The following is a 12876-nucleotide window of genomic DNA, read 5'->3' as shown; positions in this document are numbered from 1 at the left end:
GCATCACTGCGACGCGGGGTCCTGCGGATCCCACAGCGCGGTCACGTCGTGCTCCTGCTCGACGAGCCGCTCGAGGTCGTACACCCAGCGTTCACGCGAATACTCCGCGTTCTCGTAGTGCACGCCGAGGTGGATCGCCTCGACCGGGCACACCTCCTGGCAGTAGCCGCAGAAGATGCAGCGGAACTCGTCGATCTCGTAGATCGCCGCGTAGCGCTCGCCGCTCTCGTCTTCGGCGGGCACGAGCTTGATGCAGTTCACGGGGCAGACGGTCGGACACAGGCCGCAGGCCACGCACTTCGCCCGTCCGTCCTCGTGCACCGCCATGCGGTGCGTTCCGCGCGTCCGCGGCGCGAGTTCCCACTTCTCGTCGGGATACTGCTGCGTCTTCTTGTTCGGGCTCAGGAGGTGCCGCATCGTGATCGACATCCCCTTCGCCGCCGCCCGCACGTACGAACTCTCCGCGCGCGGCCGCTCCACAACCTTCACCTCTCCAGGCATTTACCCTCCCTTACCTTCCCCGGCGTCGCCGCCGCCGGCCGGCCTCGCTCCCTTCGCCCCGCCGCGGATCAGCGTCCCCCGGTCCATGGCGAAGAAGAGAACCCCCGCGAGCGCAAGATTCACGAGGAAGAGAACGAACGCGTACCAGCCGCCGGCCGGGATCCCGACCGCCTCGATTCCGAGGATGACGAAGGCGATGACGAGGATGTAGACCGTCACCGCTTCGAGCATGAACTTCCAGCCCAGATCCATGAGCTGGTCGTAGCGGAAGCGCGGCAGCGTCCACCGTATCCAGACGAAGACGAGCACGAGGAGCGACGTCTTCACACCGAAGGCGCCGAGCGTGAGCAGCGTCTTCCACCACGTCGGCTCTCCGATCACCGTCCCGTCGGAGAGCACGCGGATATTGTCCCCCTGCCAGAACGGGATGTCCCACCCGCCGAGGAAGAAGACGGTGACGAGCGCGGCGACCGTGATCACGTGCGCGAACTCGCCGATCATGAACATCGAGAACTTCATCGCCGAATACTCCGTGTGGTATCCGGTGATGAGTTCGGCCTCCGCCTCCGGAAGGTCGAAGGGCAGGCGGTTCGTCTCCGCGAGCCCCGAAACGAAGAAGAAGAAGAGGCCGACGAGGAGCGGAAACATGAACCACGTCGCGTAGGTCGCGGGCCCGGCGGTGAACGTCTGCTGCATCGAGACGATCTCGGGGGCGCGCACGTCCCCGGTCAGGAGGATGAGCGGGACGAGGCTGAGCGCGAGCGCGACCTCGTAGCTCACCATCTGCGCGGAGCCTCGGAGTCCGCCGAGCAGCGAGTACTTCGACCCGGAGGCCCAGCCGCCCATCGCGACGCCGTACACGCCAATCGAGCCGATCGCGAGCACGTAGAGGAACCCGATCGGCACGTCCGCCACGATCATCTCCACGAGCCCCCACTGCGTGGGCAGCGGGGAGGCGAAGGGGATGACGGCGAAGAGGATCGTGGCCGGCAGGATCCCGAGGACGGGCGCGAGGAGGAAGAAGGGCCGGACGGCCTGCGCCGGCATCGTCTCTTCCTTCAGGAGATTCTTGAGCCCGTCGGCGATGACCTGGAGGAGGCCCCACGGACCGACGCGGTTCGGGCCGCTCCGGTCCTGCATGAAGCCGCACACCTTGCGCTCGAAGATCGTGGCGAGCATGACCGCGAGCATCAGCACCGAGAAGAAGAGGATGACCTTCCCCACGGTGGCGAGGACGAAGGCGCCGCCCGTGACCGGGTTCACGCGCCGGCCTCCGCGGAACCGGCGACGCCGGCGGCTTCGGCGGCCGCGCCGGCGGCCGGGGCGCCCTTGAGCCCGATCCCGTCCCACGTCAGGCCCGCGAAGGCCGGAGTCTGCGCCGCCATCCGCTCGAACGCGCCGCGCACGTCGTTGACGGCCTCGCCGTCTCCCAGGCGGGCGAGCACGCGACTCAGCACCATCCAGCCCGGGCGGGCCAGGCCCGGCGGCCTCAGCGCCTGGTGGAAGCGCTGCACGCGGCCCTCGAAGTTCGTGAACGTGCCGTCCATCTCGGCGAAGGTCGCGATCGGGAGCACCGCGTCCGCGTTGCGCGCCGCGCCGGGGAGCCGCGTCCCGAGATAGAGGAAGAAGTCGGTTGAGGCGCCGAAGTCCTCGCCGGCGCCCTCGAGTTCGTCATCGAGCACGACAAGCGCGCCGCCCGGCGGGCCGTCGGGCGGGCCGTCGGCGCGGCGGCCGCCGAAGAACCCGGCGCCGGTCGCGTTCGCGGCGCGGTCCGCTCTCAGCTTGAGCGTCGGGACCGTCGGGAGTTCGGCGGTCTCGCCCTGCGGGACCCGGAAGGCGGCGTCCGCGACGCCGAGCCGGTCGAGGAGCGTCCGGAGGTAGAACAGGTTCTCGTTCGAGGCGTCCGGGGAGACGACCGCGCTCCCGCCGGGCGCGCCGAGCGCGTCGATCTTCTCCGCCACCCAGTCGAGCGCCGTCGCCCAGTCCACCGGCCTCAGCTCGCCGCCGCCGCCGTCCCCGCCACCGGCGCGGATGAGGGGGAGTTCAGCCCGGACGCCGCGGTTCGTCATCACGAGGTGCTTGCGGCCGTAGTCGCACATCCACCAGGAGTTCACGGCCGCGTTGTGCCGCGGCTTCACGCGCACGATCTGGTTCTCCTTCGTGTCGATCGTGACGTTGCAGCCGGTGGGACACCCCGGACACACGCTCGCCGCCGCGTCCATGTCCCACGCCCGCGCCTTGAACACGAAGTCCTCGTGCACGAGGGCGCCGACGGGGCACACGTCGACGATGTTCCCCTGGAAGGGGTTGTCGAGTTCGCGGCCCGGGAAGGTGTCGATGTAGGCCTTGTCTCCGCGCTGGGCGACGATGAGCGAATCGTCCTCCGCGACGTCCCGCATGAAGCGCACGCAGCGGGTGCAGATGACGCAGCGGTCCGCGAAGTAGAGGATGTCGTCGGAGATGCGGTCGCGGCCCATGATCCGCTTCGGCTCGTCGACCCGGCTCTCGAGCTGGTTCGTGACGTAGGCGTAGTCCTGGAGCATGCACTGCCCCGCGGCGTCGCAGATCGGGCAGTCGAGCGGGTGGTTGACGAGGAGGAACTCGATGACCGACTGGCGGGCGGTGCGCGCCGTGTCGCTCGCCGTGTTCACGACCATGTCGTCGGCCGCCTGCAGCGTGCAGGAGGGCTCGAGCTTGGGCCGTCCCTCGACCTCCACGAGACACATGCGGCACTGCGCCGGCCGCGTGGGGATCCCCGGATGGTAGCAGTAGCGCGGCACGACGACGCCCACGTGCTCCGCGGCCTCGATGACCCGCGTGCCGCTCGGGACCGTGACCTCGACCCCGTCGATCTTGAGCGTAACCGTCGCCTTCGCCCCGTTCTCAGCCATCTCGGCCATCCTCACCCGCCATGCGTCACCCCGCCGCGACCAGGGTCGGCTTCATGCGCGCCTCGTAGTCGGCGCGGAACTTGTCGAGCGAGGACTCGAGCGGGAACACGACGCTGTCCGCCAGCACGCAGATCGTGCGTCCCGTCATCTGCTCGCACAGCTCGTACAGCGTGTCGATGTCCGCCGGTCGCCCGTCCCCCGCCTCGATCCGCTGCAGGATGCGGACGACCCACGACGTGCCCTCGCGGCACTGCACGCACTGGCCGCACGACTCGTGCGCGTAGAACTGCGCGATCCGCCGCATCGCCGCGACGATGTCCGTGTCCTCGTCCATCACGATCGGCGAGGCGGTGCCGAGCGCGCTTCCCGCCTCGGCCAGCCCCTCGTACGTCGTCGCGCAGTCGAGTTCGTCCCCCGTCAGGAAGGCCGTGGACGACCCGCCCGGGATCACGGCCTTCACGGGCTTGCCCGAGGGCGTGCCGCCGCAGGCCTCGAAGATGATGTCGCTCAGCGGCAGGCCGAGCGCGAACTCGTAGTTGCCGGGACGCACGAGGTGGCCCGAGCAGCTCCACAGCTTCGTGCCGGGCGACTCCTCGCTCCCCCACTGCCGGTACCAGTCGGCGCCGTTCTCCAGGATCATGGGGACCGCGGCGAGCGTCTCGACGTTGTTCACCGTCGTCGGCATCCCGAACGCTCCCGCCTGCGCCGGGAAGGGCGGCTTCGCCCAGGGTTCCGCGCGGTTGCCCATGAGCGAGTTCATGAGGCCGGTCTCCTCGCCGGCGATGTACGCCCCGGCCCCGCCGTGGATCGTCACGTCGCACGACCACGACGAGCCCAGGATCCCGTCCCCCGCGAGACCGGTCTCGTACGCCTCGACGACCGCGGCGTTGAGGACCTGCGTCTCCTCGAAGAACTCGCCCCGCACGTAGATGTAGGCGTGCTCCGCCCCGATGGCGCGCGAGGCGATCAGGCAGCCCTCGATGAGGAGGTGGGGCGTCCAGCGGATGACTTCGCGGTCCTTGAAGGCGCCCGGCTCCGACTCGTCCGCGTTGCAGCACAGGTAGTGCGGCTTGCCGTCGTCCTTCGGCATGAAGCTCCACTTGAGGCCCGTCGGGAAGCCCGCGCCGCCGCGCCCGCGGAGACCGGAGGCCTTCACGACCTCGGTGATCTCGGCCGGCGACATGTCGAGCGACCGCCGGAGCGCCTCGTAGCCGCCGCGGGCGCGCCACCCTTCGAGCGTGCGCGCTTCGGCCTCGCCCTGGTGCCGCGAGAGGCGCGTCGTCGTCTCGAGCTCGCTGCCGTGCGGAAAGCTCATGCGTCGCCTCCCGCCCCCGGCCCGTCCGTCGCCGCGCCGTTACCCGCCCCGCGCAGATTCGCCACGATCCCGGGCACGCAGTCCGGCGTCACATCCTCGAGGTAGCGGTCGTTGACCTGCACGACCGTGGCGAAGCCGCACGCGCCGAGACACTCCGCCTCGATCACGGTGAACTCGCCGTCCGCCGAGACCTCGCCCTCCCGCGTCCCCGTCTCGGCGAGGAAGCGGTGCAGCACCTCTTCGGCCCGGTTCAGGTGGCACGAAATGTTCGTGCACACCTGGACGAAGTGACGCCCGACCGGGTGCTTGTTGTACATCGTGTAGAAGGTCGCAATCGAGTGCACGTAGGCGGGCGTAAGGTCCAGCGCCTCGGCGACTTCGACCATGTCCGCGGGTTCGATCCACCCCTTCACCGACTGCACGAAACCGAGCATGGGGAGGAGCGCCGCCTGCTTCGTCGGATAGCGGGAGAGGGCCGCCTCCAGCCGGTGCTTCCCCTCCTCCGTCTCGAAGATGGGACCGTCGAACGTCTCCCTCGCCGTCAACTGGAAGGGCTGCGCCGCGACGACCGCGGGATGGATGCGCCGGCTCACCGGTCGATCTCTCCGAGCACGACGTCGAGCGAGGCGTTGATCGCGACGACGTCCGCCACGAGTTCACCCTTCACGAGTTCGGGGAGCGACGCGATGTTGATGAACGACGGGCCGCGGAAACGGCAGCGGACGGGCTTCGTGCCGCCGTCGGAGATGATCCCGAATCCCAGTTCGCCCTTCGAGCTTTCGATCGAGTACCACGTCTCGCCGGCCGGCACGCGGACGCCCTCCATCACGAGCTTGAAGTGCGAGATCATCGTGTCGATCGACCCCATCGCCTCGCCCTTGGGGGGGAGGACGATCCGGTAGTCGTCGATGTTGATCGGGCCGCCCGGGAGCCGGTCCAGCGCCTGTTCGATGATGCGGACGCTCTGCCGCATCTCCTCCACCCTCACGAGATAGCGGTCGTAGACGTCGCCGGCCGTCCCCACGGGCACATCGAAGTCGTACTCCTCGTAGCCGAGGTAGGGACGCGCCTTCCGCACGTCGTAGGCCACGCCGCTCGCGCGGAGCGTGGGTCCGGTGACGCCGTAGCTCACCGCCCTGTCCGCGGAGAGCAGGCCGATGTCCATCGTGCGGCCCTGCCAGATCGCGTTGCGCGACAGGAGCCGCTCGACCTCGTCCAGCGTCTCCGGGAAGGTCGCCGCGAAGTCGCGCGCCGCCGCCGTCCAGCCCACGGGCAGGTCCGCCATCATCCCGCCGACGCGCGTGACGGAGGTCGTGATCCGGCCCCCCGTGTACGCCTCGTGCAGGTTGTAGATCCGCTCGCGCTCCTGGAAGGTGTAGAGGAAGACGGAGAAGGCGCCGATGTCGATCGCCGTCGTCCCCAGCCACAGGAGGTGGCCGAGGATGCGGTTCAACTCGCCGAGGATGACGCGGACGACGCGGCAGCGCTCCGTGATCTCGACGTCGAGGAGCGATTCGACCGCCCCGGCGTAGCCGATGTTGTAGAGCATCGGCGCGAGGTAGTCCATGCGGTCCGTGTAGGGGACGCATTGATTCCATTCACGGTATTCGCACGTCTTCTCGAAGCCGGTGTGCAGGTACCCGATATGGGGGGAGCAGCGCACGACGCGCTCCCCGTCGAGCTGGAGCACGAGCCGGAGGACGCCGTGGGTCGCGGGGTGCTGCGGTCCCATGTTGATGAGGATGGGTTCGCCCTCGAGCGCGTCCTCGGGCTTCTCGTCCGGGCTCACGTCGCGGATTCCGCCCGGTGCCCCGGTTGGCGACCCGTCCGGTGCTCCGCTTTCAGCCGTCTGCTCCGACGGCGCCCGTACGTCTCCGTCCTCGGTAACGGCGTAGCCCGCCATCTCCAGCTCCTCGACGGCATACATGTCGACGAGGTCGCGGGAGAGCGCGCGGCTCACCTGCCGGGAGCGGCTGAAGCGTCCGCGGAGCGGGAAGTCCTTCCGGAGCGGGAACCCCTCCTCGTAGTTCTCCGGCATGAGGATGCGGCGCAGGTCCGGGTGGCCCCGGAAGCTCACGCCGTACATGTCCCACACCTCGCGTTCGAGCCAGTCGGCGGCGAGCCACTGGTCGGTGACGCTGTCCAGCTCGAGGTCGTCCATCGGCACCTCGCACGCGACCCGCAGCTGGCGGCCGTGCGCCATGGACCAGAGCTGGTACCACACCTGGATCGGGGCCCCGATGCCGCTGTGCGCCCCCATGAGGTCCGCGAGCAGGTCGTACGCCTGGTCGGGGCTCTCGCGGAGGAAGCGGAGCGCGTCGGCGTTGAGGCCCGGGTCGATCCACACGACGGGATAGCCGAGCGCGTCGATCTCCACGCGCCGCACGCCCTCTCCGAAGCGCTCCTGGAGGGCGAGGACCGAGGGATGGCTCGCCGCATCCCCGTCGAGGGACGCGACCCGCACCATGCGCGGAGGGGCGGTCGTCGTCGCGGTCGTCAACGGCGGAGCGCCCCGGTCAATCCCGGTGTTCCAGACGGCGTTCGCGCCGGTCGCGAGACCGGGTCAGCGCGGAGGTCGGGCCGAGCCCGCTCATGCGGTTCTGATTCGTCGAGTTGCCGAAGGGCTGGGCGACGAGTTCGATCGTCTCGGGGGGCAGATTCGGGCGTCCGACCGCCTCCGGAGCCTCGTCCCGCGCGCGGGGGTCGGCAAGCGACTCTCCCTTGATCTTCTCCTGGATCATCAGGAGTCCGTAGATGAGGCCTTCCGGCCGCGGCGGACAGCCCGGGACGTAGACATCGACGGGCACGATCGTGTCGATCCCCTGGACGATCGTGTAGTTGTCGAACATCCCGCCGGAACTCGCGCAGGCGCCCATCGAGACGCACCATTTGGGCTGCGGCATCTGGTCCCAGACCCGGCGCAGGACCGGGGCGAGCTTGTAGGTCACCCGGCCGGCGACGATCATCAGGTCCGCCTGCCGGGGGCTGAAGGACATGCGCTCCATCCCGAAGCGGCCGATGTCGTACTTGGTCGCGGCGGAGGCCATCATCTCGATCGCACAGCAGGCGGTGCCGAACGGCATGGGCCACAGCGAGTTGCGGCGCGCCCAGTTGATGACGTAGTCGAGCTTCGTCGTCATCCAGTTGTGCGGGATGCCGGTGTCGACCCTGCCCTCTTCGGGGTGCGCGCCGGGAGGCAGCACGTCGAGCGTTCTCAGTCCCATTCGAGGGCCCCCTTCTTCCACGCGTACACGAGTCCGACGCCGAGCACGGTCAGAAACGCCGTGATCTCCACGAACCCGACCATCCCCAGTTCCCGGAAGATCGCGGCCCACGGAATGAGGAAGAGCGTCTCGATATCGAGGACAATGAAGAGCATCGCCACGATGTAGAAGTTGACCGAGAAACGCTCCCGCGTCGTCCCGAGCGGGGGAATCCCCGACTCGTACGGGCTCGCCTTCACCGCGGTCGGCCGGCGGGAGCCCACGAAGTGCGATACGCCCATCATCGCGGCCGCGTTCAGCACGCCGACCAACGCGAGGATCAGGATGCCGAGATATGGGTCGAGCAAGGGGGTTCGCTCCTCTCGTGCGAGCTTGTGAATTTCTTCACTTTCCCGCGCCGCGAAGGTATCGCGGAGGGGTACCACCGGCAAGCGGTATTTGGCTTCGGAAGCAAGGGGATGCGAGTGAGTCGGAGGCGGTCCGAGGAGCGTAATGTCGCGATCGGCGACGGCACGGTGCGCGTCGCGATTCTGGGGCAGGGACGCCCTGTGCTCTTCCTGCACGGGATCAGTGCCCACGGGCGCGCGTGGCGGCCCGTCGCGGAACGCTTCGCCGCGGAACACCGGGGGTGGGAGTGCTGGCTTCCCGACCTCGCGGGCCGGGGCGTCTCGGACGCGCAGCCGGGGCTCTCGTACACACTGGACGACGAAGTACGCCGGCTTCGCCAGCTTGTGCGAGCGCTCGCGCCGGACGGCCCATGGCCGCGACTTGTCGCCGGGCACTCCCAGGGCGCCGCGATCGCGCTCGCGCTCGCGCGGGCGGAGCCGGAGATCGGCGGACTCCTGCTCTCGAATCCGGTCACGCCGGAGATCCGGAGCCCTGCGGTGCTGCGGTTGCTGCGGTCTTCGGCCGTGCGGCGGGTCGTCGGGAGCGTGCTGGCGCCGCTTCACGCGCCGCTCGGCCACCTGGTGCTGCGGAGGGCGTGCGGTCCCGCCTTTCGGGCCCCTTCGGACCTGGTCGCCGCCTACGCACGGCCCTGGGCGAGCCCGCGCCGCGCCCGGACGCTACTGCGCATCCTGGCCGACTGGCGCCCGGCGGAGTTGGAGGACCGCATGCCCGACCGCCCGATCGCCGTGCACGTCGTGACGGGCGCGCACGACCCGAGGATCCCGGTCGAAGCGGTGGAGCGCCTCGCGTCCCGCCTAGGCTGCGACTTCACGGTGTGCAGGGACGGAGGCCACGTCCTGACCGAACAACATCCCCAACTCCTCGCCCGGCTCCTCGGCGAACTCGCCACCGGGCTGTCCGCGGATCCGGGCTGCTAAAGTTTAGGCGGCGTGACGCCGGTCTGGCCCTGGTACTTTCCGGCCTTGTCCGCGTAGCTGACCTCGCAGACCTCGTCGGACTGGAAGAAGAGGACCTGGGCGATCCCCTCGTTCGCGTAGACCCGCGCGGGGAGAGGGGTCGTGTTCGAGATCTCGAGCGTCACGTGTCCCTCCCACTCCGGCTCGAAGGGCGTGACGTTCACGATGAGGCCGCAGCGCGCGTAGGTGCTCTTCCCCACGCAGATGGTGAGGATGCTCCGCGGGATGCGGAAATACTCGATCGAGCGGGCGAGGGCGAAGGAGTTCGGGGGGATGATGCAGACGTCCCCGGAGTACTCGAGGAAGGAGCGCTCGTCGAACTTCTTGGGGTCGACGACCGGGAAGAGCGCGTTGTGGAAGATCCGGAACTCGTCGGCGACGCGCATGTCGTAGCCGTAGCTGCTCACGCCGTAGGAGATGACGCCGTCGCGGACCTGGCGGTCGGCGAAGGGTTCGATCATCCCGTGCTCGCGCGCCATCCGCCGGATCCAGCCGTCGCTCTTGATCGCCAATCGGACCTCTCGGTTATGGGGGACGGCCGCTCGCGGTTCAGTTTATCGCCGCGTCAACCTACGCGGGCGTCAAGGGGCGGCGCCGGGCCGGGGCCTCAGGTACGCGCGAGGGCGATCCAGCCGGCCCAGATCCAGGCGGCGATGAGCGCGACGCCTCCGATCGGCGTGATCGCGCCGAGCCAGCCCACGCCCGACAGGGCGAGGATGTAGAGGGAGCCGCTGAACACCGCCGTGCCGCACAGCATCAGGAGCCCGGGGCGGAGCCACCCCGCACCCGGCCAGCGCGCCGCCGCAAGGCCGAGGAAGATGAGCCCGAGGGCGTGCAGCATGTGGTAGCGGGCCGCCGTGTCGAAGATCGCGAGTTCGTCCGCGGAGAGGCGACCTTCGAGCGAGTGCGCGCCGAACGCTCCGGCGACGACGCCGAGACCCGCGAGCAGGAACCCGGCCGCGAGGAGCCCGCGGTGCGGCGAACCGGCGCCGATCAGTCGAAGAGCGGGGCCGGGGCCGCGCCTGCCCGGCGCGCGGCTTCGCTCGCGACCATCTCCATCACCCGGTCCCAGCGCTCCGGGCCGATCTCGCTCAGCGTCGCCTCCAGGATCGCCGCGAGTTCCCGGCCCTCCTCGCGCCGCATGGGGGCATCGCCGTCTTCGAGTTCCAGCCGCCTGCGCAACTCCGCCGCGCGCTCGATCAGGTCCCGGTGTCGGAGTCGTTCCTCGTAGGTCATCAGCCCCCCACCTGGCTCAGCGCCGCAAGCCCTCCGCTCCCGGCCGCCGTGCCCAGCTCCAGGTAATGGCGCTTCGGTTTCCCGGCGAGCGCCTCCGCCACCGCAGCCTCAATGCTGCCCGTCTCGCGCAGCGGGCTCTTCATGTCGACCTCGTGATCGCCGAACAGGCAGGTCCGGAGCTTCCCGTCGGCGGTCAGCCGCATCCGGTTGCAGCGTTCGCAGTAGTTGTGGGAGAGGGGCGTGATCACGCCCACCGTCCCCGCGCCGTCCGGGAAGCGGTAGTAGACGGCGGGCCCGTTCCCCCGCGGTCCCGGGTCCGGCATCAGATTCTCGATCGCGCGGATCTTGTCGAGCACTTCGTCCGTCGAGATGAAACGGTCGGTGAGGTGGAGGTTCTCCCCCACCGGCATGAGTTCGATGAAGCGCACGTGCCACGGCCGCTCGCGCGTGATCTCGGCGAAGTCGACGACCTCGTGGTCGTTGAGGCCCCGCATGATGACGCAGTTGATCTTGATCGGAGCGAAGCCTGCCTCCTCGGCGGCACGGAGGCCTTCCATCGTCTCATCGAAACGCCGCGCCGGCCGCCGGGCGATCTCCTCGAACCCGTCCCGGTCGAGGGTGTCGAGGCTCACGTTCACGCGCGCGACCCCCGCTTCCCTGAGGGCGGTCGCGAAACGCGGCAGGAGGATGGCGTTGGTGGAGAGCGAGATGTCGTCGATGCCCGGGACCGCGGCGATCATGCGCACGAGGTCCGGCAGGTCCTTGCGGACGAGCGGTTCTCCCCCGGTGATCCGGACGCGCTCCAGCCCGAGCGCAGACATCTGGCGCACGATCTCGGCAATCTCTTCGTACGCGAGCATCTCCGGCTTGGGGATCCACGCGAGCCCCTCCTCCGGCATGCAGTACGTGCAGCGCAGATTGCAGCGGTCCGTGACCGAGATCCGGAGGTACCGGATGCGGCGGCCGAACTGATCTCTCATGGCACCGTTCGTGAGGGTTTGCGCGGGAAGCTCGTCGCCCTCCGGGCCGGGAGCGGCGAGTGGCGGGACTCCGCGCAGCCGACGCGCCGCGCGGAGTCCTCGCCCGGGACGGCTAGCCGATCAGCGTGACGTCCTCCTGCATCATCATGTTGTCGTCGTCGTCGCCACAGTCTCCGGCAAACGAGACCGTTGCGATCATCGCGACGACCAACAGGTTGCGGACCATCTTAAACATGGCGTCCTCCTCGATTTGGGCGCCCGCGTCCGGGGCCGGCTGCCCCGGGACCCACCGGATCGCCCTTGACCAGACCTTCCTAGCCGAACCGCGAACCGCCGGTCGAAGCCCCCGCTTCCGGCGTCGGGGCTCCCACCCAGTGCGATTCGCCATCCTCGTAGTGCTCGTGCTTCCAGATCGGCAGTCTGACCTTGATCGTTTCGATAATCCAGCGCGAAGCGCGGTAGCCGTCGTCGCGGTGTGCCGACGTGACTGCGATCGCCACGCTCACCTCTCCCAGCCCGAGGCCGCCCACGCGGTGGGCCGCGGCGATGGAGCCCACGTCGAACTGTTCCAGCGCCTCGTGGCAGATCGCGGACAGTTCCCGCTCCGCCATCTCCCCGTACGCCTCGTACTCGAGGCGCGACACCGCGCGACCGCGGTTCGTGCGGCGAACCCGCCCCTGAAAGAAGAGCAGCGCACCGTCCTCCACGGACCCGACTTCCCCTACAATATCCTCGAACTGCGCGAAGTCGTCCAGACTGTCGCGGGTGATCCACGCCCGGACGCGGTCGTCCGACCCCCGCGACATCGGTTCAGCCCCCGGCCACGGGAGGGATGAGCGCGACCTCGTCTCCATCGGACAGGGTCGTGCCGGCCTCCGCGTAATTCTGGTTGACGGCGACGACGACGCTCTCCGGGAGCCAGTCGAGGCCGCCGGGCCCGCGCAGGCTATCCACGAGGTCCGCCACGGTGCTGTCCGCCGCGAGTTCCGCCGACCCCTCCCTGCGCGCGGCGAGTTCGCCGTACACGCCGAAAAAGAGGGTGCGAACCGAGATCCGGCCCGTCATGGGCGCGCGCCCGCGAGCTGGAGGTGGGCGAGGAGCCGCGGCACGATCCCCTCTTCGCGCAGCGTCGTCACCCGGACCCGCGTCCCATCGCGCCCCTCGGGATCCGGAAAGGCCGCAACGGAGAGGTTGCCCCTGAAGGTGCAGAAGGCGATATGCGTGTCGCTCTCGGTATCGACCCAGGCGTCGACCATCCGGTCGTCCCCGAGAAAGAAATCCCGCACCGCGGCCAACACATCCGCCGGGGCCAGCACGCTTGCCGTCTCTGTCGTCATCTCTCTGTCGTCATCGTCTCTCCCCGCG

At 69.4% G+C, this 12876-nt stretch carries 17 protein-coding genes and 1 pseudogene; 1 reads left to right on the top strand and 17 read right to left on the bottom strand.

The annotated features are described in order from the left end of the window. Positions 1-3: 3 nt before the first annotated feature. The 9 genes and pseudogenes from ACQY5G_RS12095 to ACQY5G_RS12055 all read right to left on the bottom strand — a co-directional run bounded on the left by ACQY5G_RS12095 (position 4) and on the right by ACQY5G_RS12055 (position 8278). Positions 4-480, bottom strand: a complete 477-nt coding sequence (locus tag ACQY5G_RS12095) for a NuoI/complex I 23 kDa subunit family protein (RefSeq protein WP_420616621.1) — start codon at positions 478-480, stop codon at positions 4-6. Positions 481-501: 21 nt separating this feature from the next. Then, a complete protein-coding gene (locus ACQY5G_RS12090) occupies positions 502-1764 on the bottom strand; it encodes a complex I subunit 1/NuoH family protein (RefSeq protein WP_428274305.1) in 1263 nt (420 codons plus the stop codon). Continuing rightward, positions 1761-3392, bottom strand: coding sequence for a molybdopterin-dependent oxidoreductase (locus ACQY5G_RS12085; protein ID WP_428274303.1), 1632 nt, complete (start codon positions 3390-3392; stop codon positions 1761-1763). The genes ACQY5G_RS12090 and ACQY5G_RS12085 overlap by 4 nt, the downstream gene beginning before the upstream one ends. A gap of 25 nt (positions 3393-3417) precedes the next feature. Next, positions 3418-4707 carry an NADH-quinone oxidoreductase subunit NuoF gene (nuoF, locus tag ACQY5G_RS12080; protein WP_428274301.1) on the bottom strand — a complete coding sequence of 430 codons (1290 nt, stop codon included), beginning with the start codon at positions 4705-4707 and terminating at the stop codon, positions 3418-3420. Then, the gene (locus ACQY5G_RS12075) at positions 4704-5300 is read right to left on the bottom strand and encodes an NAD(P)H-dependent oxidoreductase subunit E (protein ID WP_428274300.1); all 597 of its coding nucleotides are present in this window, start codon (positions 5298-5300) and stop codon (positions 4704-4706) included. The genes nuoF and ACQY5G_RS12075 overlap by 4 nt, the downstream gene beginning before the upstream one ends. Next, on the bottom strand, positions 5297-6439 hold the full coding sequence (gene nuoD, locus ACQY5G_RS12070; protein ID WP_428278691.1) for an NADH dehydrogenase (quinone) subunit D: 1143 nt from the start codon (positions 6437-6439) through the stop codon (positions 5297-5299). Before nuoD ends, ACQY5G_RS12075 begins: the two co-directional genes overlap by 4 nt. Before the next feature lie 306 nt (positions 6440-6745). Continuing rightward, positions 6746-7174 (bottom strand): annotated as a pseudogene (locus ACQY5G_RS12065) (NADH-quinone oxidoreductase subunit C); the annotation flags it as partial. A gap of 49 nt (positions 7175-7223) precedes the next feature. Next, positions 7224-7931: an NADH-quinone oxidoreductase subunit B gene (locus tag ACQY5G_RS12060; protein ID WP_428274298.1), complete on the bottom strand. Its 708-nt coding sequence runs from the start codon at positions 7929-7931 to the stop codon at positions 7224-7226. Further along, positions 7922-8278: an NADH-quinone oxidoreductase subunit A gene (locus tag ACQY5G_RS12055; RefSeq protein WP_310785425.1), complete on the bottom strand. Its 357-nt coding sequence runs from the start codon at positions 8276-8278 to the stop codon at positions 7922-7924. Before ACQY5G_RS12055 ends, ACQY5G_RS12060 begins: the two co-directional genes overlap by 10 nt. Positions 8279-8395: 117 nt before the next feature. Here ACQY5G_RS12055 and ACQY5G_RS12050 point away from each other — a divergent pair, with 117 nt between their 5' ends. Next, positions 8396-9256 carry an alpha/beta fold hydrolase gene (locus tag ACQY5G_RS12050; RefSeq protein WP_428274295.1) on the top strand — a complete coding sequence of 287 codons (861 nt, stop codon included), beginning with the start codon at positions 8396-8398 and terminating at the stop codon, positions 9254-9256. On the opposite strand, the gene dcd is transcribed toward ACQY5G_RS12050, so the two are convergent. The 8 genes from dcd to ACQY5G_RS12010 all read right to left on the bottom strand — a co-directional run bounded on the left by dcd (position 9253) and on the right by ACQY5G_RS12010 (position 12848). Then, positions 9253-9807, bottom strand: coding sequence for a dCTP deaminase (gene dcd / locus ACQY5G_RS12045; protein WP_428274293.1), 555 nt, complete (start codon positions 9805-9807; stop codon positions 9253-9255). The genes ACQY5G_RS12050 and dcd overlap by 4 nt on opposite strands. Before the next feature lie 95 nt (positions 9808-9902). Further along, the gene (locus ACQY5G_RS12040) at positions 9903-10163 is read right to left on the bottom strand and encodes a DUF423 domain-containing protein (RefSeq protein WP_428278690.1); all 261 of its coding nucleotides are present in this window, start codon (positions 10161-10163) and stop codon (positions 9903-9905) included. Between the two features lie 125 nt (positions 10164-10288). After that, positions 10289-10531, bottom strand: a complete 243-nt coding sequence (locus tag ACQY5G_RS12035; protein ID WP_428274292.1) for a hypothetical protein — start codon at positions 10529-10531, stop codon at positions 10289-10291. After that, positions 10531-11511, bottom strand: a complete 981-nt coding sequence (gene moaA, locus ACQY5G_RS12030; RefSeq protein ID WP_428274290.1) for a GTP 3',8-cyclase MoaA — start codon at positions 11509-11511, stop codon at positions 10531-10533. Before moaA ends, ACQY5G_RS12035 begins: the two co-directional genes overlap by 1 nt. A 112-nt stretch (positions 11512-11623) precedes the next feature. Further along, entirely contained in the window at positions 11624-11746 is a 123-nt protein-coding gene (locus ACQY5G_RS12025; RefSeq protein ID WP_310785432.1) for a hypothetical protein, read from the bottom strand. A gap of 79 nt (positions 11747-11825) precedes the next feature. Continuing rightward, the gene (locus tag ACQY5G_RS12020) at positions 11826-12317 is read right to left on the bottom strand and encodes a molybdenum cofactor biosynthesis protein MoaE (RefSeq protein ID WP_428274287.1); all 492 of its coding nucleotides are present in this window, start codon (positions 12315-12317) and stop codon (positions 11826-11828) included. Between the two features lie 4 nt (positions 12318-12321). Then, positions 12322-12576: a MoaD/ThiS family protein gene (locus tag ACQY5G_RS12015; RefSeq protein ID WP_428274285.1), complete on the bottom strand. Its 255-nt coding sequence runs from the start codon at positions 12574-12576 to the stop codon at positions 12322-12324. Next, on the bottom strand, positions 12573-12848 hold the full coding sequence (locus ACQY5G_RS12010) for a hypothetical protein (protein ID WP_428274283.1): 276 nt from the start codon (positions 12846-12848) through the stop codon (positions 12573-12575). Before ACQY5G_RS12010 ends, ACQY5G_RS12015 begins: the two co-directional genes overlap by 4 nt. Between the last annotated feature and the right edge of the window lie 28 nt (positions 12849-12876).

Origin of the sequence: Candidatus Palauibacter sp., from assembly GCF_965261555.1 — a bacterium.
Lineage (GTDB): Bacteria > Gemmatimonadota > Gemmatimonadetes > Palauibacterales > Palauibacteraceae > Palauibacter.
This window is presented reverse-complemented; position numbering and strand designations above follow the sequence as displayed.

Coding starts and splice junctions, on each gene's coding strand:
- ACQY5G_RS12085 (WP_428274303.1), bottom strand. CDS start 3,392: ATGGCTGAGAACGGGGCGAAGGCGACGGTTACGCTCAAGATCGACGGG.
- nuoF (WP_428274301.1), bottom strand. CDS start 4,707: ATGAGCTTTCCGCACGGCAGCGAGCTCGAGACGACGACGCGCCTCTCG.
- nuoD (WP_428278691.1), bottom strand. CDS start 6,439: ATGGGACCGCAGCACCCCGCGACCCACGGCGTCCTCCGGCTCGTGCTC.
- ACQY5G_RS12060 (WP_428274298.1), bottom strand. CDS start 7,931: ATGGGACTGAGAACGCTCGACGTGCTGCCTCCCGGCGCGCACCCCGAA.
- ACQY5G_RS12035 (WP_428274292.1), bottom strand. CDS start 10,531: ATGACCTACGAGGAACGACTCCGACACCGGGACCTGATCGAGCGCGCG.
- moaA (WP_428274290.1), bottom strand. CDS start 11,511: ATGAGAGATCAGTTCGGCCGCCGCATCCGGTACCTCCGGATCTCGGTC.
- ACQY5G_RS12025 (WP_310785432.1), bottom strand. CDS start 11,746: ATGTTTAAGATGGTCCGCAACCTGTTGGTCGTCGCGATGATCGCAACG.
- ACQY5G_RS12020 (WP_428274287.1), bottom strand. CDS start 12,317: ATGTCGCGGGGGTCGGACGACCGCGTCCGGGCGTGGATCACCCGCGAC.
- ACQY5G_RS12015 (WP_428274285.1), bottom strand. CDS start 12,576: ATGACGGGCCGGATCTCGGTTCGCACCCTCTTTTTCGGCGTGTACGGC.
- ACQY5G_RS12010 (WP_428274283.1), bottom strand. CDS start 12,848: ATGACGACAGAGACGGCAAGCGTGCTGGCCCCGGCGGATGTGTTGGCC.